The sequence below is a fragment of the Desulfovibrio sp. genome (assembly GCF_034006445.1).
Taxonomy (GTDB): Bacteria; Desulfobacterota; Desulfovibrionia; order Desulfovibrionales; family Desulfovibrionaceae; genus Desulfovibrio.
The window spans coordinates 1-19,462 of record NZ_JAVESS010000018.1; the positions used below are offsets into that span (position 1 = coordinate 1).

Sequence of the window (19,462 nt, forward strand, 5' to 3'; positions counted from 1 at the left end):
GCGTGGACGAAAGCGTTATCCGCAACGCGGCCGAAGGCTTTGCCAAGGCCCGCGCCACAATAAAATAGCGCAGACAAAATACGGAAAAGCAGATCCTTGGGAAGTATCATGAAAAACACCCATCACTCCATACCGCGCCATATGTTCCGCCTTTTGGCTCTGCTCATGCTTGTGCTGCTGGCGGTTCCCGCCCTGGCCAGGGATATCAGCGTGCAGGACGCCGCCGCCCTGCTGCAAAACCCGCCTCAAGGGCTGGTCATCGTGGATGTGCGCACTCCGGCGGAGTTTCGTGAGGGGCATCTGCCCGGCGCGGTGAATATGGACTACTTCGGCGGGCCGTTTGAAACGCAGATCCAGAGCCTGCCCAAAACCGCCCCTGTTCTGCTCTACTGCCGCACGGGCAACCGTTCGGGCAGCGCCTATGACGTCATGACCAAGGCGGGCATTGGGAATATTTTGCATATGAACGAAGGCATCACCAAGTGGCAACAGCTTGGTCTGCCTCAGGAAAAGTAGTCTTTCACAGGCTGGCACGCTCTCTGCATCTTCAGGGGCGGGGAGGAATCTTTTTCCTCCGCCGCCCCTATTTTTTTGGAGGCAAGCGTGAATTCTTCATTATATATAGGCGCCACCGGCATGAAAGGCCTGGCTGAGGGCATGAATGTTACCACCAATAACATCGCCAACATCAGCACCATAGGCTTCAAGCAGCAGGGCATCCTGTTTTCCGACGTTTTCTATGCCCAACAAGGCGGCATAGGAGACTGGTGGAACGCGCAGGACAACTCGCGCGTGGCCCTGGGCCAGGTCGGCATGGGCCTTCAGGTGGAGTCCGTGCGCACCATGTTCGGGCAGGGCTCTTTTGACTCCAGCAATACCGTCACGGACATGGCCATCAGCGGCAAGGGCTTTTTTCAGGTCACGGATGGCGTGGATCTTTACTATACCCGTGCCGGAGACTTCCGCACGGATGATCAGGGCGTTCTGCGCACGCCTTCGGGGCTGGCTCTCAACGGCTACAAGTATAATGCCGACGGCACCAAGGGCAGCCTGCAACAGGTCACCATTGACAAGTTCTCCCAGATGCCCGCCAAAACGACTACTGCCGTGGACATGCGCTACAACCTCGGGCTGAGCACGCCAAGCTCCACTGACGCGACCAACCCGTATTTCACCCTTCTCAGCAACTATGACGCCACCGGTTCGCCGCCCATTTCCAACACGGCCTATGGCTACGCGCAGTCCATCACCATGTACGGCGCGGACGGCTCCACGCAGCAGGCCACCATCTATTTTGACGCCGCCTCCAGCAGCCAGCCGGACAGCGTGGTGAAATACCTCATCGCCTCCGGCGACACCGCCAAGGACGGCACGGCCACGGCAGGCACGGGCGCGCTCATGACCGGCACCCTGACCTTTGACTCCAAGGGGCAACTGAAAGACATGACGGCCTTTACCCCGGCGGTGGCGGGCAGCACCAATCTGGCGGACTGGGTGCCCTCGCAGCTTTCAGCAGGCGGCCTGCCCCAGATGACCGTAAACGGGGTGGCCACCACGGTGGATCTGGGCATCAGTTCCACTGGCGGCTGGCAGAACGCGCCCGCCAACGCGGCGGCCGTGGGCACAAGCCAGTCCGCCCTGGGAGGTATGGGCACAGGCGCAACTGTTGCCGTTGACGCCACCACCAACTATACCGGCACTTCGCCGGTCACGCGGCGCAACACCCAGGACGGACATGCCTCCGGAACCTTGAGCAACATCAGTATTGCCAGTGACGGTACGGTGGTGGGCAACTATTCCAACAACCAGAGCGCCAACCTGTGGCAGATTCCCATCTGCCGGTTTACCAGCGAGGACGGCTTGCGCCGTGAAGGCAGCAACCTCTTCAGCGCCACGCCAGAGGCCGGAAAAATGGAAATGGGCGTTGCCGGGACTGAAAACTACGGAACCATACGCGCGTACAACACCGAAAATTCCAACGTGGACATGGCCACGGAAATGACCAATATGATCATTACCCAGCGTGGCTTCCAGTCCAACAGCAAGGTGGTCACAACAGCAGACCAGATGCTGCAGAAGGCCGTGGAACTGAAGCGTTAGCCAGCGTTGACCCTGCTGCGGGCCTGGCAGGAGCCCGCCCTTTTGCCAACAGATTTGCCAATAAAATTCGCATTTTCCATTTATGCAAAGGCCTGGACAGGTTCGTGCACGCAGTGGAAAACTGGCGCACAGAACAAAGTTTTATCAATAAACCAGCCTGTTAATGAACGAACCCGACATTCTGTATTTACTGCCCCTGCAAAGGGGCTTTTTTATTATTTTCACAAATGGTATACTAGTGTCTCCGAATGCACAAAACGCGGCATGTTGTGCAAAAATGTCAATTTTGATACGGATTTGCTTTCGCCTTCGGGTGTGTTGCACGTCCTGTCTTCGGGGTCTGCCTTTTTCCGGCGGGCCTGCCGGAACCACGCGCAAAGCCGCGTGGTTGCTGGCCTGAACAAATTCCCGGGCTACGCCACGGGTCATACTGCCGCATTCACTCTTTTCAGACGGCGGCCCTGACCGCCATCAAATTATGTGGCGGCACGGCAATAGCATGGAGAAGCCGAAGCCATGAATGCTTCCATCGCCTCAGACATCCCTGCTTCGGGCAGTAAACATCTTCCGCCCGAAGCGCAGAGCGCCGCTGAAACCGTTCTTTACGGCGTCACGGGCTGGCCTCTGGCGCAAAGCCTCTCCCCTCTTCTGCACAATACCGGTTTTACAACGCTTGGTCTGCGCGCCCTGTACCTGCGATGGGAAATTCCGCCCCAGCGTCTGCCTGCTTTTGTGGACAGCGTGCGCACCTTGCGCATTGGCGGCTGCTCCGTCACCATTCCCCACAAGGTTGCACTGCTGCCCTTGCTGGACGAGGCCAGTCCTCTGGCGCGGCAAGTGGGCGCGGTAAATACCATCTACTGGCAGGGAGACCGACTCTGCGGCGAAAATACCGATGTGGCCGGTTTCATGGCCCCACTGGCGCAGGAAGATCTGCACGGCGCAAACGTGCTCTTGCTGGGCGCGGGCGGCGCGGCCAGAGCCGCTGCCGCCGGGCTCACGAGCCTTGCCGGGGAGCGCAGGCCGGGCACGGTATTTATCTGCACGCCCTCCGACGCCTCGCACCTGCCCCTGGCCGAAGAATTCGGCCTGACGCCCCTGCCCTGGGCGCAGCGGCACGATGTTGCGGCCCGGCTTGTGGTCAACACCACGCCCCTTGGCATGCGCGGCAAGGCCGAAAACGAAACGCCCTATCTTTTTGAGCTTGCGGATAAAAAAAGTGAAAAAGATGCAGCCAAAACAACCACTTTGGCCTATGACATCGTGTACAACCCGCTGAAAACACTGTTTCTGCGCGATGCCGCCCGCCACGGCAGGCGCTGTCTCTCTGGCATGGACATGTTTTTCGGCCAGGGCGACACCCAGTTTCGCCTCTGGACAGGCCAATGCCTGCCCCAGGAGTCGCGGCGCGCCCTGGAAGCGGCCCTGACAGCAAGCTAGATCCGTTTTCGAATGAACTGCGCTCACTGCTCTGCAAGGATTTCACGTGGTTAATGCTCCAGGATATTGTTACGCGGCGCGTCTCAGGCGCACGGTAGCCTGACGGGCAACCGGTCTGACCTGGCCGCAAAGTTTGCATCACGACACCATTCCACAGGCGCGCTTGCGGCCGCCGTGGAGTATATACAGGGCGCAAGCCCGGGCCGCCGGGTTCCCCCCGTCGCCGGCCAGACGCAAGCGAGGTTCATATGCGCATACTAGTTTTGCACGGCGTCAATCTGAACATGTTTGGCAGGCGTGATCCCACCCATTACGGCACAATTACCCTGGCCCAGATAGATTCGGCGCTTGAGACGCTGGCCACGGAACTTGGCGTCATGGTGGAATGTTTTCAGACCAATCATGAAGGCGAAATGGTGGATCGCATTCACAAGACTCTGGATGAAGACATCCAGGCAATAGTTATCAACGCCGGAGCATGGACGCACTACAGCCGTGCCATTGCCGAGGCCCTGGCCATTCTGAAGATACCCGTGGTGGAAGTGCACATGTCCAACGTGCATGCCCGTGAAAGCTTCAGGCACGATTCCGTGCTGTCCAGCGTCTGCACCGGCAGCATCTGCGGCTTTGGCCCGGCCAGCTATCTTCTTGGTCTGCGGGCGGCACGCAATGCCGTAATATATATGAATAAATAAACCAAAGCTAGTTCCAGTACATTCCTCTGTACTGGAACTAGCTTTTTACAATTTTCTGCGTTACTCGTTACGGCATTATTATTTGTCCTGAGGGTTTTCCCTCCCAGCCTCTAACCAGAGAGTTCTCATGAACGACGCCATCAATCTGAGCCGGATGCGCGATGCCGCCTTTACGGCGGAAGTGGAGGCGCTAAGCGGCCAAAACGTGTCTACCTGCTATCAATGCGGCAACTGCACAGCCGGTTGCCCGGCAGGGCTCGCCTACGACCTTCAGGTCAACAAGATCATGCGGGCCGTGCAGCTTGGCCTCAGAGATGAAGTGCTCAATTCGCGCTCCATCTGGATGTGCCTATCCTGTTCCACCTGTAGTCTCCGCTGCCCCAACAATATCGACGTGGCGGGCATAATGGAGACCTTACGCCACATGGCCCGCAAAGAAGGCCGCGTGACCGTGCCCAAGGTGGAAAAGTTCTGGTTTTCCTTTCTTGACACCGTGCGCGCCTTTGGCCGCACCTATGAAATAGGCACTATGGCCCTGTTCATGATGCGCTCCATGCGCGTTTTTACAGACGTGGACCTGGCCCCCGAAGCCCTCAAAAAAGGCAAGCTCGGCCTCAAGCCCCATGTGCTGCCCAAGGGAGCCGCCCCGGTTTCACGCATTTTCGAGCGCTATAAAGAACGCGCCAAACGCGAGGGGGTTCGCCCATGAATTTTGTCTACTACCCCGGCTGCTCGGCCAGGGGGTCTTCCAAGGATTATGAACTGTCCACCCAGGCCGTCTGCAAGGCTCTGGACATCAATCTTGTGGACATTCCCGACTGGAACTGCTGTGGCTCCACCCCGGCCCACGCCGTGGACACCGAGCTTTCCGCCGCGCTCTGCGTACGCAACCTGGACATAGCCGCCCAGCAGGAGGCCGAGCTTGTGCTCACGCCCTGTCCAAGCTGTTTGTCCAATCTCAAGCTCGCCTCCAAACGTATGGAAGACCCCGCCTTTCGCGTACGGGTGGACGAACTGCTCGACGGGCCTTCTGCCAAGACCTTCCCGCCCGTGACCTCGGTCATGCAGGGCATTGCCGAAAACTTTGACATGGAAGCCATCGCCGCCCGCGTGCGCAAGAGCCTCAAGGGCCTGCGCCTGGCCGCCTACTACGGCTGCCTCATGAGCCGCCCGGCAGAGATCATGAACTTCGGCGACCCGGAAAATCCCACCCTTATGGAAAGCATGCTGGCCGCCTGTGGGGCCGAAATGGTGGACTTTCCCCTCAAGACGGCCTGCTGCGGCGCGTCCTTCGGCATACCCGAGCGCCCCATGACGGCCCGTAATTCGGGCCGCATCCTTGACCTTGCCACCCAGCTTGGCGTGGACGCCGTCATCGTGGCCTGTCCTCTCTGCCAGATGAACCTTGACCTGCGCCAGCCGCAGGCATCCAAGGAAATGGGCACGTCCTTCAACCTGCCCGTGCTCTACTTCACCCAGATGATGGGCATAGCCTTTGGCCTTGACCACAAGGACCTGGGGCTCGGCAAGCTGCGCGTCAGCGCCGACGGCCTCATCCGCAAGCTGGACGAACTGCGGCGCGAATCCGCCGCCGGATCCAAGGCCGCTGAAGGAGGCAGGTCATGAGAATAGGTGTTTTCGTCTGCCACTGCGGCAGCAATATCGCGGGCACTGTCGACTGCGCCAAGGTGGCGGAACTTGCCCGCGCCTACCCAGACGTTGTCTATGCCGACGACCCCATGTACACCTGTGCCGAACCCGGCCAGGCCGCCATTGAGGCAGCCATTCACGAACACAAGCTTGACGGCGTCGTGGTCGCCTCCTGTTCGCCCCGCATGCACGAACCCACCTTCCGCCGCACGGTGGAACGCGCGGGTCTGAACCGCTACATGCTTGAAATGGCCAACATCCGCGAACACGTTTCGTGGATCGGCCGCGACATGAACGCCAATACCAACAAGGCCGCGGAGCTCGTGCTGCTGGCCGTGGAAAAGCTGCGCAACAACAGGCCGCTCCTGGCCAAGAGCTTTGACGTGAACAAGCGCGTGCTGGTCATCGGCGGCGGCGTGGCGGGCATTCAGGCCGCTCTCGACTGCGCCGACGGCGGCGTGCCCGTGGTGCTCGTCGAGCGCGACGCCACCATCGGCGGCAAGATGGCCAAGCTGGACAAGACCTTTCCCACTGTGGACTGTTCTGCCTGCATTCTCGGCCCCAAGATGGTGGACGTGGCCCAGCACTCCAACATCACGCTCCACGCCTACTCCGAAGTGGAAGACATTTCGGGCTATGTGGGTAACTTCACGGTCAAAATCCGCAAGCGCGCCACTTACGTGGACTGGAGCCTGTGCACGGGCTGCGGGGCCTGCACCGAAAAGTGCCCCAGCAAAAAAACGCCCGACGCTTTCAACGAGCTTGTGAGCGACACCACGGCCATCACCATTGCCTTTCCCCAGGCCATTCCCAAAAAGGCCGTCATCAACGCCGCCCACTGCCGCCAGTTCGTCAAGGGCAAGTGCGGCGTGTGCGCCAAGATCTGCCCCACCGGGGCCATCAAGTATGACATGGAAGACGAGATCATCACCGTGGAAGTGGGCAGCATCATTGCCGCCACCGGGTATGACCTCATGGACTGGACGGTGTACCAGGAATACGGCGGCGGCGCGTACCCCGACGTCATCACGTCCCTGCAGTACGAGCGCCTGCTCAATGCCTCCGGCCCCACCTCCGGGCACATCGTGCGCCCCTCTGACGGCAAGGAGCCCAAGAACATCGTGTTCGTGCAGTGCGTCGGCTCGCGCGACAAATCCATCGGGCGACCCTACTGCTCCGGCTTCTGCTGCATGTACACGGCCAAGCAGGCCATCCTGACCAAGGACCACATCCCCGATTCCCAGTCCTACGTCTTCTATATGGACATCCGCGCAGCGGGCAAGCTCTATGACGAATTCACCCGCCGCACGGTGGAGGAATACGGCACGGAATACATCCGCGGGCGCGTCTCGCAGATCTATCCAGACGGGCAGGGCCAGCTTGTGGTCATGGGCGTGGATACGCTCATGGGCCAGGCCATTGAAATCAAGGCCGACCTCGTGGTGCTGGCCGTGGGCATCGAAGCCAGCAAGGGCGCGCCCCAACTGGCCGAAAAGCTGCGCATCTCTTACGACAGCTACGGCTTCTTTATGGAAAGCCATGTGAAGCTCAAGCCTGTGGAAACCAACACCGCTGGCGTCTATCTGGCTGGCGTATGCCAGGGCACCAAGGACATTCCCGCCTCCGTGGCCCAGGGTTCCGCCGCTGCCGCCAAGGTGCTGGCCCTCTTCTCCAAGGACAAGCTTGAGAGTGACCCGCAGATCGCCCAGGTGGACATGCGCCGCTGCGTCAACTGCGGCAAATGCATCCAGTGCTGCCCCTTCGGGGCCATCAAGGAAGTGGAAGTCCGGGGCGAGGGCAAGGCGCAGGTTATCGAAACCGTCTGCCAGGGCTGCGGCCTCTGCACGGCCACCTGCCCGCAGGGCGCCATCCAGCTTTCACACGCCACAGACAACCAGATCCTTGCGGAGGTTAACGCGCTATGCCAGTGTTAGAAGGCAAAGAATTGCGGATTGTGGGTTTTCTCTGCAACTGGTGCTCCTATGGCGGCGCCGACACCGCTGGTGTGGCCCGCGCCACACAGCCCACGGATCTGCGTATCATACGCGTGCCCTGCTCGGGCCGCATCGACCCCTTGTTCATCGTCAAGGCCCTGCTTAACGGGGCGGACGGCGTGCTGGTTTCCGGCTGCCATCCGCGCGACTGCCACTACGCGGCCGGCAACTTCTACGCCCGCCGCCGTCTTGAGGTGCTCAAGCAGTTCCTGCCCGTACTCGGCATTGACGACCGCCGCTTTGAATACACCTGGGTTTCGGCTTCCGAAGGCCAGCGCTGGCAGCAAGTGGTGACGCTCTTTACCGACCGCATCCACAAGCTCGGCCCCGCGCCCAGCCTGGAAGACCCCGAACCGCTGCTCAAGATAGCCGACATGGCGCTTACCTCGCTGCGGCCTCTGGGCACAGGGCAGTCCTCGGCCCTTGGCGAACTCAAGGACGCCATCAAGGCCAAACTGCCCGAACTGGACATGGTGCTCGGCTGGGGCGAAGGCTATGACGCCGCCCATACCGTGCCCATCTTCATGAAGACGCCCGAAGACGTGGACAAGCTCGTGTGGGGGCCCTTCAACGTCAACAACCTCGCCGTGTACCTGCCCTCCTTCAAGGGCAAGAAGGTCGGCATCGTGGTCAAGGGCTGCGACTCCCGCTCCGTGGTGGAACTGCTGCAGGAAAAGCTCATCCGCCGCGAGGACGTGACCATCTTCGCCATGCCCTGCGAGGGCACGCTGGATATGGCCCGCGTCAACCAGGGTCTTGGCCGGTACACAAAGATCGACAAGGTGGAATATGACGAGGCCGGCGTCACCATCACGGCTGACGGCAAGCCCATCCGCTTCTGCATGACCGACTACGCCCAGGGCAAATGCTACGGCTGTACCACGCCCTCGGCGGTGCTGGCCGACACGCGCCTTGGCATGCCCGTCAAGGTGGAGGCAGGCCCGTACACCCCGCCGGAACTGGCCCTGCTGGACTCCATGAGTCTTGAAGAACGCATGGCCTTCTGGCGCGGCCAGATGGATCGCTGCCTGCGCTGCTACGCCTGCCGCAACGCCTGCCCCATGTGCGTCTGCCGCGACTTCTGCGTTTCAGACAGCCGCGACCCGCACTGGATGACGCAGGACGACAGCGTAAAGGAAAAACTGTTCTTCCAGACCATACACGCCATGCACCTTGCCGGTCGCTGCACGGGCTGCGGCGAATGCCAGCGGGCCTGCCCCGTGGGCATTCCCATCCTTGCCCTGCGCCAGCAGATCGCCCGCGCCGTGGGCCAGCTCTTTGACGGCTACAAGTCCGGCCTCAATGCCGAAGACGTGCCGCCGCTGCTGGGCTATGAAGTGGAAGAAAAGAACATCCATGAGAGGGACTGGAAATGAGCATGACCCGATTTGTAACCCCCGACGGTTTGCCCGCCTTTCTGGCCTTTCTCTCGCAACAAGGCAATCGCGTGCTTGTGCCCGTGGAAAAGCCTGCGGCCAAGCGCTCGGTGGTCTTTGAACCCTGGCGCGAAGGCATGGCCTTCACCCTTGAAAAAGCCACCGTGCCCGCCAAGGAGGCCGTGCTGCCCCAGAGCGAAACCCTGGTGCGCTATAAAAAAAGCAAAGATCCGGAAAATCCGGCCCGCGTCTCCATGCAGCTTGACGACAAGCCCGAGGCAGAGGCCACGGTGGTTTTCGCCACCCGCCCCTGCGACGCGCGCGGCTACGTCGTCCTTGACCGGCCCTATCTCAAGGGGCCCTTCGCCGACCCCTACTACAAGGCCCGGCGCGAGGCGCTCACCGTCATCAGCCTGACCTGCAACTCCGGCTGCAATACCTGCTTCTGCCACTGGGTTGGCGGCGGCCCCACCTCTCCCGAAGGTTCGGACATCCTCATGACCGAAATCGAGGGCGGCTACGTGCTGCAGGCCATCACCCCCAAGGGTGAGGAACTGCTGGCCGCCTCTTCGCTGGAAGACGGCGCTGACCGCTTCTCCAAGGTTGAGGAAGTGCGCAAGGCGGCCTGGGCCAGCCTTGTGCCCGCCCCCAATATCAAGGAAGCCCCGGAAAAACTGGCGGCCCTGTTCACGGATGTGGAGTTCTGGCAAAACCAGACCGACCGTTGCCTGTCCTGCGGCGCATGCACCTACTTCTGCCCCACCTGCTATTGCTTCAACATCACCGACGAAGGTGAAGGTCTGAGCGAAAAAGGCGGCCGCCGCCTGCGCAGCTGGGACAACTGCATGTCGTCGCTGTTCACGCGTGAGGCCAGCGGGCATAACCCCCGCACCGTAAAGGCCTTTCGCATGCGCAACCGCGTTTCGCACAAGTACTCCACCTATCCTGAAAACTGGGGTTCGTTCTCCTGCAGCGGCTGTGGCCGGTGCATCAGCAACTGCCCCGTCTGTCTGGACATCCGCGCCATCGTACTGGCAGCGCTGGAAGCCAAGCAGCCCAAAGCCGAGTAGGAGCAGACATGGCAACCAAGAAGAATACTACCAAAGCCACAAACGACTCCCAGGCGGCCGCTCCCGCAGCTGCGGCCAAGGCCGCTGAAGTCCAGACCGAGGCGGCAAAGCCCGAAGCCGCGCAGGCGGCTGCGCCCAAAGCCCAGGCCAAGGGCGGCATGCTGCGTGAAATAACGCCCCGCCCGCAACCTTCGGGCAACCCGTACCTGCCCATGCCCGCCACCGTGGCTGAAGTTATTCAGGAGACAGGCAACATCCGCACCCTTCGCGTGGTGCTCGACGACGCCGACGCCATGAAAAACTTCACCTACGAACCCGGCCAGGTGGGGCAGTTCTCCGTCTTTGGCGCGGGCGAATCCACCTTTGTCATCAACTCGCCGCCGTCGCAGAAGAACTATCTGCAGTTCTCCGTCATGCAGGCAGGGGAAGTCACCGCCGCCATCCACCGCCTGTCGCCCGGCGACAAGGTGGGCGTGCGCGCGCCGCTGGGCAACTTCTTTCCCTACAATGACTGGAAGGGCAAGGACATCTTCTTCGTGGGCGGCGGCATCGGCATGGCCCCCATCCGCACCATCATGATGCACATTCTGGAAAACAGGAAGGATTACGGCAAGGTGAGCCTGCTCTACGGCGCGCGCACCCCCCGCGACATGGCCTTCAGCTATGAAACTGAAGACTGGCTGCGCCGCGACGATCTGGACTGCACCCTGTGCATCGACGCGCCCTTTGAAGGCTGGGAACACAAGGTCGGCCTTATCCCCAACGTGCTTACCGAACTGAACCCTGACCCCAAAAACTGCGTGGCCGTGCTCTGCGGGCCGCCCATCATGATCAAGTTCACGGTGCAGGCTCTGGAAAAACTCAAGTTCGCCCCGGAAAACATCGTCACCACCCTTGAAAAGCGCATGAAGTGCGGCATCGGCATCTGTGGCCGCTGCAACATCGGCGGGCGCTACGTCTGCGTGGACGGCCCGGTGTTTACCTGGAAAGAACTGCAGGAACTGCCGCCTGAAATGTAGCAGATGTTGAGAGTGAGATGAGTTATGGGGAGGGGCCTTTAAAAAGGCCCCTCCCCTTGTTTGTTTATATGCCATGCGGGCAAGGGCAAGTGGAGCGTTGTACTGCTTTGTGGGGGAGGGACCCTTTTGTAAAAGGGTCTCCTCCCCCACGCCCCCACCCCCTAAAACTTTTAATTTTAGGGAAACGCTGATTTATTCCGTTTGGCGGACTTGCTTCACTTTTTTTGAAACAGTCGAGGACGGAAGAGTCCACTCCTGCTTCAAAAAAAGATCGCGCCTTGCCAAACGAAACAACTGCGCGTTTCCAAGAGGCCCTTTAATCAGTGTCTTCTTTTGTTCCTGTTTCAGCCTCTTGCAGAAAACCTTCTGCCCCACAACAGGATTCGCAGCAGGCTGAGCCACACATCACTCAATGATAAAACTACCCTAACTAGCAGTGATTTTTCTCTTCCCAGGCGTAAGAGAAAAACACTGGAAATCATTCCTGAAATATGTTCCCATACTAAAAAACTATGAATGCACGCGGACTCGTCCCGCCCCCACTACACATTGCCACGGAGAAGACATGCGTCACCCCCATACCACAGGATATTCCACCGCCAAGGCCATACCCCACCCCTTTGACCGGCAGATGCTCGCCCTGATACTGACGGCCCTTGCCCTTTGCTGTGCGCTCTTTGCCGCCCCTGCCCATGCCGGGCCTTTCGGCAACCTCTTCAGCAAGGAAACCGTGCTGGAGGTCAAGGACGGGGCCGTTTCGCTGCCCGTGTCCGACGTGAGCGCCAAGGCTTCCTTCTACAAAGTGAAAATTGACGGAACCGACGTGATCTTTTTTGCCCTGCTGGACTCCGCCGGAAAAGTGCGCGTGGCTCTCGATGTCTGCGATTCCTGCTGGCAGTCGGGCAAGGGATACAAACAGCAGGGCGATTCAATGGTCTGCCAGAACTGCGGCCAGGCTTTTCATGCCGACCGCATCGGCCTCCGCAAGGGCGGCTGCAATCCGCACCCCGTGGCCTACAGCCTTGCAGACGCTGCCGTTGTCATTCCGGTGACGGAACTACAGGCTGGCGTCAGGTATTTCGGGGCCCGGTAACACATGAACATCATAACCATTCCCTTACGCTGCCTGCGGCAGAAATGGGGGCGTTCCGCCGCGCTGCTGTCCGTCTTTCTGCTCGGCGTGGCGGCCATTACCGCCCTCAACAACGTGTCTTCCTCCGTGGCCGAAGGCTTTGAAAAAAAACTCAGCGCCTTCGGTGCCAACATCGCCATTACCCCCAAGAGGGAAACCCTCCAGATTTCCTATGGCGGCATCCCGCTTGGCAACGCCACGGTGGACAACGGCTATATTCCCCTGGCCGAAACCCAGCGCGCCATTGAGGGCATCCCGCTCCGGGACAGGATATCCGTGGTGGCCCCCAAGCTCGCGGGCCTTGTGGCCTTTGCCGCAGAGGCAGGCGAAACCACGGTGCTTGTGCCCCTGGTGGGGGTGAATTTCGACTCTGAAGTGGAGTTGAAGCAGTTCTGGCATGCAAGGGGAGCCATCCCCGGCGTTGCAACCATGCAGGCCCCAGACCCGCTCATGCAGCGCATGGAAGAACAGCACGCCAAACACGCCAGCCAGACTGATGTGCCCCCCAAAGACACGGCGGGCACGCCCGCGCCAGACTCCAACATGACGGCCCCCAACGCGCATGGCTCGAACATGACCGCCGCCAATATGGTGGACGCTTCCGCTCCCGGCCCAGACACGGAAGGAGCGGCCACGGCAGGCACGGGCATGGCAGACACAGCAGGCACCAACATGGCGGGCACAGACGTGGCTCCCGTGCCCATTGCCCCCAACTCCGTTTCCACCACAGACGAGAACGACGACTGCTGCGCGGGCATTATGGACATCCCTGACTTCCATGCGGGACAACCAGGACACGCAGGGTACGCTGCACAGGATTTCAATCCCGCGCAGGCAGACATGGGCCATACCGCCATGCTGGACGCCGCACGGCCTGACGGGCAGGGCCTCGACCATACCGCGCCCAGCGCACAACACGCCGTGCCCGGTGAGCAGCATACCGCGCCGCAGCAGACCGCATCACAGCACCCGGATCAGACGCTTACACCTGAGCGCCATCTGCTGGCCGGAGCAACCGTGGCGGAGCGCCTCAAGCTCAGCCCCGGGCAGGCAATCTGGCTCAATGGTGCGCAATATCTTGTGGAGGGCGTGCTGCAACCCACGGGCAGCGATGACGACAGCGTTCTTTTTGCCCATCTGCCTGAAGCGCAGAAACTTTTTCACGCGCCCGACGCCGCCAGCTTTATTGAAGTGGCCGCGCTCTGCTCCGGCTGCCCCATTGAGGATATTGTCAGCGAACTGGGCGCGGCCCTGCCCGGCCAGGACATCCGGGCCTTGCGGCAGGTGGTGGCCCAGCGCATGTACTCCATTTCCTTTGCGCAGAACATGGCCCTTGTGGTTACGGTGGTCATCCTGTTCTCCGCATGCGTCATGGTGGTCATGTCCATGCTGGTTTCCGTCAACGAGCGCCGCAAGGAAATCGGCCTGCTGCGCGCTGTGGGCTTTTCGCGGCGGGCGGTCTTCTTCATCTTTGCCGCCGAAGCCCTTGTTATCGGCTTTCTGGCAGGCGTGGCGGGATACGCGGCGGGATACTTTGCGGGCAGCAAGGTGCTTGTGGCCATGCAGATAGAGGCTGCGGCCTATCCGGCCTTTTCCTTCGCGGCCCTGTTCGGCTACGGACTGATGGCAAGCGCCCTGGCTGTGCTGGCCGCCGCATTTCCCGCATACAAGGCGGCGCGCGCCAACCCGGCGGAAGCGCTTACGTCGCTGTAGCCCTTGGAACAGAATGACGTTGAGAATAGGCATTCTCAACGTTTTAGGCGCGCCCGTTACGGCGTTTAACCACGCAGATAAACTGCGTTTACGCCTCCACGGCGGGCGTCTGCCCGCAGCCGCCACAGCATTTCAAAATTGAAATGCTCTAAAAGGATACATATATGCTTGAAGCAATTGATATAGTTAAATCCTACCGCGCGGGCGGCCAGGCCGCGCCCGTGTTGCGCGGGGTAAACCTGCGCATTGAAGAAGGCGAGTTTGTGGCAGTGACGGGCCGTTCCGGGTCTGGAAAGTCCACCATGCTCAATGTGCTCTCCACCCTTACGGAACCGGACAGCGGTCAGGTGCTGTTTCAGGGGGCCGACCTTGCCGCCATGCGCGAACAGGAGCGCGACCACCTGCGCAACAACGCCTTTGCCATGATTTTTCAGGCCCACCACCTTATGCCCTACCTGTCGGTGCTGGAAAACGTCCTGTTGCCGGGGGCCAACGGCTTTCGCGGCATCAGCGCGCAGCAGCGTCAAAGGGCCGTAAGCTGCCTTGAGCGCGTGGGCCTGGGGCACAAGAAACACAGTCTGCCTTCCGAGCTTTCGGGCGGCGAACAGCAGCGTGTGGCCATTGCGCGGGGCCTCGCATCCGACCCGCGCATACTTTTTGCCGACGAGCCAACGGGCAGCCTGGACATGGCCACAGGCGATTCCATCATGCAGCTTTTGCGTGAACTCAATGGTGAAGGCTTGACCATCGTCATGGTCACTCATAATCCCGACTATGCGGCGCTGGCCGGGCGTTGCGTCCAGATGCGTGAAGGGCGCGTGCTGTCGGACGGCACTCCGGCATAGGCGTCACTCCTGCACAGGCGGCATCTGTTGGGCGACGCTCGAGCATAACCGACAAAGGATAGCCCAATCGGTTAAGCGGCTTAAAAAGATGAACTCAAACTGGCAAACCCGCTCGCCTGGCCCGTGAGCGGGGTATGCCCCATGCCTGCCCGATCCAGCGCCACCCCCTGAGGCAAGGTATTGCCTGTTGACAGACGCGCCCCTGTGGGTAATGGAAGAACAAGTCTTTCACCAAGGGAGTATCCATGAAGAACGTTCTTGTTCTCTGTTGCCTGCTGCTGAGCCTGCCTGTGGCGGCTCAGGCCGCCAATGACAAAATCTCGCCCAATAGCTTCATATGCGCCGAGCTTGTGACCATGCCCATGACGGACGGCGGCCAGCCGCCCATATTCGAGGCGCTTCAGATCGACGGCTACGTCAGCGCTGGCGCGGGCGACGCCGCTGCCCACCCCGACATTCTGGCCCCGCTGCTTACCGGCGTATACACGTACTGTCAGAGCCACCCCACCGACAAGGTTGCCGACATCTGGGCCAAGGCGCGCAAGTCCCAGGACATACCCAAGGACGACACCTGGCAGGCGGACAAAACCAAGTGCAGCGACTACAACGCCGACCCCGACAACGGCAGCGGCTTTGTGATCTGGCTGGACGGCTATAATCGCGGCAAGAACAAAACCGAAGCCTCTGTGCTTAGCAGCGACGCCACCCTCAAGGCATTTCTGGACGCCTGCGTCAAGCAGCCGGACGCCCTCATGCTGGACGTGCTGGCCAAGAGCGCCAAGTAGCCCACATAAAGAGTTCTTTGCCACCCAATAGCGCCATCAGCTTTGAGAATATACATTCTCAAAATTTACACTACGCTCGCTTCGACGCTTAATCGCGCAAGCAACCAGCGGTACAATCTGAAAAAGCAGCCGTCTCCTTGGAGACGGCTGCTTTTTTGCGCGGGTTCCGCGCGGGCCTTTGATCTTTTTCTTTTGTCCTAGGGCAGATTAACTTTGAGAATGTACATTCTCAAAGTTTAAGGCACGCTCACTACGGCGTTTAACCGCGCAGATAAACTGCGCATACGCCTTCGCGGCGGACGCCTGCTCACGCAGTCGCCGGAGCAATTTCAATGTAAAATTGCTCTAGGGCAATTAACTCATTTCATTCATTAACGTGCGCTAAAAATAAAAGTTTTAGGGGGTGGGGGCGTGGGGGAGGAGACCCTTTTGCAAAAGGGTCTCTCCCCCACAAGCCTTTCTTCCCCACAAACCTTTCTCCCCCACAAGCCTTTCAAAGGCACATCACAAAATGGTCATGTACAGGGGCACGGTAAAAATACAGAGCAAGGTGGACATGGTCACGGCCTGCGCGCCGAACTCCGCGTCCGTATGGTAATAGGCGCTCAGAATGGCCGCCTGGGTCATTACCGGCAGCGAGGACTGCATGATGAAGACCTTGCCCATGAGTCCACCCACAGGAAAGAAGGTCAGCAGCGTGTACATGACCAGCGGGCCGAGCAGTATGCGGCCCGAGAGGGCCAGGCCCATGTCGCGTGTGATCGTGACGCCGCGCAGGCCCATGTCATACATGGTGATGCCTATGAAGATGAGCGCCAGGGGCGTGGTCATGTTGCCGAGGTAGCGGGCCGCGTCCTGAATGAAGAAGGGCAGCTCCACATTGCAGAGTATCAGCAGCACCCCTGTGAGAAAACCCAGCAGGGGCGGCGAAAATATCTGCATAACGCGGGTGCGCAGGGGAATCAGCCGTGCTTCGCCCTCAATGTCCCGCGTGATGGCGTACTGCCCTACTGTCCAGAAAAACACGGTGCTGGCGAAATAGTACAGCAGCACATAGGGCACGGCCTCTTCGCCAAACAGGGCCAGATTGACGGGAATGCCCACAAAAATGGTGTTGGAATTGGCCACGCTGGCGCAAAAAAGGCCAAAATGCTGCCGTTTCACCCTGGCGATCTTGCCAATAATGATGGCCAGCACAAAGGTCAGCGCCACCGAGACCAGGGGCAGCAGCGCCCCTTGCATAAATTCCAGCAGGCCGTCCCGGTGAAAGCCCCGCATGATGGTGGACATAAGATAGGGCGGCAAAGCCACGTAGGTAATAAGACGGGGCAGCAGAATACGGGTTTCGGGGCCAAACCACCCCTTGCCCGCCAGCACGTAGCCCACCATTCCCATAAGAATGAGGCCGAAAACGCCTCCCATTGCATGCAAAAAAGCCATGAGCCTCTCCGTTAAGAACTTTCGGGCGGGCATCCGCCCAACGTAAAACACCCCGGCAGATGCGCCGGGCCGTTTCAGGCCGTCCTCCTCGAGGTCTTCCAGGGGAGCGCGGTCATAAAACCCCACGGACATGGCAGCCCGTGGGGTCAGCAATTATAAGGCTGCGGGCGATTGCTCACGCAATCTCCGGAGCAATTTCACTTTGAAATTGCTCTGGCGGATGCGGAAGCAGACGCCCGCCGCAGAGGTGTAAGCGCAGTTCATCTGCGCGGTTAAGCACCGAAGCGAGCGTATCTTAAACTTTGAGAATGTACATTCTCAAAGTTAATCTGCTCTAAAGAGCCTCCTGGAAACGCGCTGGTATTTCGTTTGGCAAGGCGCAAACTTTTTTTGAAACAGGAGTGGACTCTTCCGTCCTCGACTGTTTCAAAAAAAGTGAAGCAACACCGCCAAACGGAATACATCAGCGTTTCCCTAGATATCCCGGTATCTCGCACCATTGGCCGCAGAACTCACAAGGTGGGCGTAACGGCGCAGTACGGGATAGGGGCTGCGTTTTTCCACAGGCTTGTGTCCGGCGCTGCGGCGTTCCAGTTCGGCGGCGTCAACCATGAGGTCAAGCTTGCGGTTGGGAATGTCGATATGGATCATATCCCCTTCCTGCACCAGGCCGATAATGCCGCCGTCCGCCGCTTCGGGCGAAATGTGCCCGATGGCCGCGCCGTTGGTGCCGCCGGAGAAGCGCCCGTCCGTCAGCAGGGCCACGTCCTTGCCAAGGCCCATGCCCGTGATGGCCGCTGTGGGCGAAAGCATTTCACGCATGCCGGGGCCGCCGCGCGGGCCTTCGTAGCGGATGACCACGCCGTCGCCGGGCTTGATCTTGCCGTCAAGAATGGCCTTCATGGCGTCTTCTTCAGACTCGAACACCCGTGCGCGCACGTCGCGGCACATCATCTCCGGCGCAACGGCGGACTGCTTGACCACCGCGCCGCCCGGGGCAAGGCTGCCCCGCAGGATGGCGATGCCGCCCTGTTTGGAATAGGGGTTGTCCACACTGTGGATGACGTCGCTGTCCAGCACGCGGGCGTCGCGCAGGTTTTCGCCCACGGTCTTGCCGGTGACCGTCATGCAGTCCTTATTGATAAGGTTCAGCTTGTCCAGTTCCGTCATGACGGCGGGGATGCCGCCCGCGTTGTCGAGATCCACCATGTAATGCTTGCCCGCCGGGGAAAGCTTGCACAGGTTGGGGCTCTTGCGGCTCACCTCGTCAAAAATTTCCAGGCCAAGGTCAAGCCCGGCCTCGCCGAACACGGCAGGCAGGTGCAGCACCGTATTGGTGGAGCAGCCCAGCGCCATGTCCACGGCCACGGCGTTGGCCACGGCCTTGGGGGTCACGATGTCCCTGGGCTTGATGCCGCGCTCGAGCATGTCCATAACGCGCATACCGGCCGTTTTTGCCAGACGGATGCGCGCGCCGCTCACGGCGGGAATGGTGCCGTTGCCGGGCAGGGCCACGCCGATGGTTTCGGCCATGCAGTTCATGGAGTTGGCCGTGAACATGCCCGCACAGGCTCCGCAGCCGGGACAGGCGCGCTCGGCCATGTATTCCAGTTCCTCTTCGGTGATGGCGCCGCTGCGCACCTTGCCCACGGCCTCAAACACGGTGATGAGGTCGCCGCGCTCTTTCGGGCCGATATTGCCGGGCAGCATGGGGCCGCCGGAAACCATGACGGAGGGAATATTCAGGCGCATCATGGCCATGAGCATGCCGGGCACGCACTTGTCGCAGTTGGGTATGAACACCAGCGCGTCAAAAGCATGTCCACGGGCCATGATTTCAATGGAATCCGCAATAAATTCGCGTGACGGCAGCGAAAAACGCATGCCTTCGTGGTTCATGGCCAGGCCGTCGCACACGGCAATGGCAGGAAACTGCAAGGGCGTGCCGCCAGCCATGCGTACACCGGCCTTGACTGCGTCTGCCAGGGCGTTTAGGTGCAGGTGCCCCGGTACCACTTCACTGGCAGCATTGACCACGCCGACCAGCGGGCGGTCCATTTCTTCTCTGGTCAGACCCAGAGCATAAAGCAGGGAACGGTGGGGGGCTTTTTCAAGGCCGGATTTCATCTTTTTACTGCGGCTCTCATCCATGACGGCATCCTTACGTTGTGATAATAAACTCTCCCGCCGCCACATCCGGCGT

16 protein-coding genes are annotated in these 19,462 nt (G+C 60.2%); 14 read left to right on the forward strand and 2 right to left on the reverse strand.

Annotated features, from left to right (window positions below):
• Window positions 1–108: 108 nt before the first annotated feature.
• The 14 genes from RBR41_RS11850 (at window position 109) to RBR41_RS11915 (ending at window position 15,819) form a co-directional block, all read left to right on the forward strand.
• Complete coding sequence (locus RBR41_RS11850; protein ID WP_320352821.1) at window positions 109–516, forward strand: rhodanese-like domain-containing protein; 408 nt, start codon at window positions 109–111, stop codon at window positions 514–516.
• An 87-nt stretch (window positions 517–603) separates the two neighbouring features.
• Entirely contained in the window at window positions 604–2,100 is a 1,497-nt protein-coding gene (locus RBR41_RS11855; protein WP_320352822.1) for a flagellar hook-basal body complex protein, read from the forward strand.
• A gap of 516 nt (window positions 2,101–2,616) precedes the next feature.
• A complete protein-coding gene (locus tag RBR41_RS11860; RefSeq protein ID WP_320352823.1) occupies window positions 2,617–3,540 on the forward strand; it encodes a shikimate dehydrogenase in 924 nt (307 codons plus the stop codon).
• Window positions 3,541–3,788: 248 nt separating this feature from the next.
• Entirely contained in the window at window positions 3,789–4,235 is a 447-nt protein-coding gene (gene aroQ / locus RBR41_RS11865) for a type II 3-dehydroquinate dehydratase (RefSeq protein ID WP_320352824.1), read from the forward strand.
• 127 nt (window positions 4,236–4,362) lie between these two features.
• Window positions 4,363–4,944 carry a 4Fe-4S dicluster domain-containing protein gene (locus RBR41_RS11870; RefSeq protein WP_320352825.1) on the forward strand — a complete coding sequence of 194 codons (582 nt, stop codon included), beginning with the start codon at window positions 4,363–4,365 and terminating at the stop codon, window positions 4,942–4,944.
• Window positions 4,941–5,861 (forward strand): CoB--CoM heterodisulfide reductase iron-sulfur subunit B family protein, encoded by a 921-nt coding sequence (locus RBR41_RS11875; RefSeq protein WP_320352826.1) that lies wholly within the window; start codon window positions 4,941–4,943, stop codon window positions 5,859–5,861. The genes RBR41_RS11870 and RBR41_RS11875 overlap by 4 nt, the downstream gene beginning before the upstream one ends.
• Window positions 5,858–7,819 carry a CoB--CoM heterodisulfide reductase iron-sulfur subunit A family protein gene (locus RBR41_RS11880; RefSeq protein WP_320352827.1) on the forward strand — a complete coding sequence of 654 codons (1,962 nt, stop codon included), beginning with the start codon at window positions 5,858–5,860 and terminating at the stop codon, window positions 7,817–7,819. The genes RBR41_RS11875 and RBR41_RS11880 overlap by 4 nt, the downstream gene beginning before the upstream one ends.
• Window positions 7,807–9,255, forward strand: a complete 1,449-nt coding sequence (locus tag RBR41_RS11885; RefSeq protein ID WP_320352828.1) for a hydrogenase iron-sulfur subunit — start codon at window positions 7,807–7,809, stop codon at window positions 9,253–9,255. The genes RBR41_RS11880 and RBR41_RS11885 overlap by 13 nt, the downstream gene beginning before the upstream one ends.
• Window positions 9,252–10,325 (forward strand): 4Fe-4S dicluster domain-containing protein, encoded by a 1,074-nt coding sequence (locus tag RBR41_RS11890; RefSeq protein WP_320352830.1) that lies wholly within the window; start codon window positions 9,252–9,254, stop codon window positions 10,323–10,325. Before RBR41_RS11885 ends, RBR41_RS11890 begins: the two co-directional genes overlap by 4 nt.
• Window positions 10,326–10,483: 158 nt before the next feature.
• The gene (locus RBR41_RS11895; protein WP_320352873.1) at window positions 10,484–11,344 is read left to right on the forward strand and encodes an FAD/NAD(P)-binding protein; all 861 of its coding nucleotides are present in this window, start codon (window positions 10,484–10,486) and stop codon (window positions 11,342–11,344) included.
• Between the two features lie 565 nt (window positions 11,345–11,909).
• Complete coding sequence (locus tag RBR41_RS11900) at window positions 11,910–12,437, forward strand: DUF2318 domain-containing protein (RefSeq protein WP_320352832.1); 528 nt, start codon at window positions 11,910–11,912, stop codon at window positions 12,435–12,437.
• A gap of 3 nt (window positions 12,438–12,440) precedes the next feature.
• Window positions 12,441–14,189: an FtsX-like permease family protein gene (locus tag RBR41_RS11905; RefSeq protein WP_320352833.1), complete on the forward strand. Its 1,749-nt coding sequence runs from the start codon at window positions 12,441–12,443 to the stop codon at window positions 14,187–14,189.
• Window positions 14,190–14,353: 164 nt separating this feature from the next.
• On the forward strand, window positions 14,354–15,034 hold the full coding sequence (locus RBR41_RS11910) for an ABC transporter ATP-binding protein (RefSeq protein ID WP_320352834.1): 681 nt from the start codon (window positions 14,354–14,356) through the stop codon (window positions 15,032–15,034).
• 245 nt (window positions 15,035–15,279) lie between these two features.
• Entirely contained in the window at window positions 15,280–15,819 is a 540-nt protein-coding gene (locus RBR41_RS11915) for an HdeA/HdeB family chaperone (protein WP_320352835.1), read from the forward strand.
• A 504-nt stretch (window positions 15,820–16,323) separates the two neighbouring features.
• Here the strand turns inward: RBR41_RS11915 and RBR41_RS11920 are convergent.
• Both RBR41_RS11920 and ilvD read right to left on the reverse strand, forming a co-directional pair.
• Window positions 16,324–17,259, reverse strand: a complete 936-nt coding sequence (locus RBR41_RS11920; RefSeq protein ID WP_320352836.1) for an AEC family transporter — start codon at window positions 17,257–17,259, stop codon at window positions 16,324–16,326.
• 474 nt (window positions 17,260–17,733) lie between these two features.
• On the reverse strand, window positions 17,734–19,410 hold the full coding sequence (ilvD, locus tag RBR41_RS11925) for a dihydroxy-acid dehydratase (RefSeq protein ID WP_320352838.1): 1,677 nt from the start codon (window positions 19,408–19,410) through the stop codon (window positions 17,734–17,736).
• Between the last annotated feature and the right edge of the window lie 52 nt (window positions 19,411–19,462).

Coding starts and splice junctions, on each gene's coding strand:
- aroQ (WP_320352824.1), top strand. CDS start 3,789: ATGCGCATACTAGTTTTGCACGGCGTCAATCTGAACATGTTTGGCAGG.
- RBR41_RS11920 (WP_320352836.1), bottom strand. CDS start 17,259: ATGGCTTTTTTGCATGCAATGGGAGGCGTTTTCGGCCTCATTCTTATG.
- RBR41_RS11900 (WP_320352832.1), top strand. CDS start 11,910: ATGCGTCACCCCCATACCACAGGATATTCCACCGCCAAGGCCATACCC.
- RBR41_RS11890 (WP_320352830.1), top strand. CDS start 9,252: ATGAGCATGACCCGATTTGTAACCCCCGACGGTTTGCCCGCCTTTCTG.
- RBR41_RS11910 (WP_320352834.1), top strand. CDS start 14,354: ATGCTTGAAGCAATTGATATAGTTAAATCCTACCGCGCGGGCGGCCAG.
- RBR41_RS11880 (WP_320352827.1), top strand. CDS start 5,858: ATGAGAATAGGTGTTTTCGTCTGCCACTGCGGCAGCAATATCGCGGGC.
- RBR41_RS11885 (WP_320352828.1), top strand. CDS start 7,807: ATGCCAGTGTTAGAAGGCAAAGAATTGCGGATTGTGGGTTTTCTCTGC.
- RBR41_RS11915 (WP_320352835.1), top strand. CDS start 15,280: ATGAAGAACGTTCTTGTTCTCTGTTGCCTGCTGCTGAGCCTGCCTGTG.
- ilvD (WP_320352838.1), bottom strand. CDS start 19,410: ATGGATGAGAGCCGCAGTAAAAAGATGAAATCCGGCCTTGAAAAAGCC.
- RBR41_RS11895 (WP_320352873.1), top strand. CDS start 10,484: ATGCTGCGTGAAATAACGCCCCGCCCGCAACCTTCGGGCAACCCGTAC.
- RBR41_RS11860 (WP_320352823.1), top strand. CDS start 2,617: ATGAATGCTTCCATCGCCTCAGACATCCCTGCTTCGGGCAGTAAACAT.
- RBR41_RS11875 (WP_320352826.1), top strand. CDS start 4,941: ATGAATTTTGTCTACTACCCCGGCTGCTCGGCCAGGGGGTCTTCCAAG.
- RBR41_RS11850 (WP_320352821.1), top strand. CDS start 109: ATGAAAAACACCCATCACTCCATACCGCGCCATATGTTCCGCCTTTTG.
- RBR41_RS11870 (WP_320352825.1), top strand. CDS start 4,363: ATGAACGACGCCATCAATCTGAGCCGGATGCGCGATGCCGCCTTTACG.
- RBR41_RS11905 (WP_320352833.1), top strand. CDS start 12,441: ATGAACATCATAACCATTCCCTTACGCTGCCTGCGGCAGAAATGGGGG.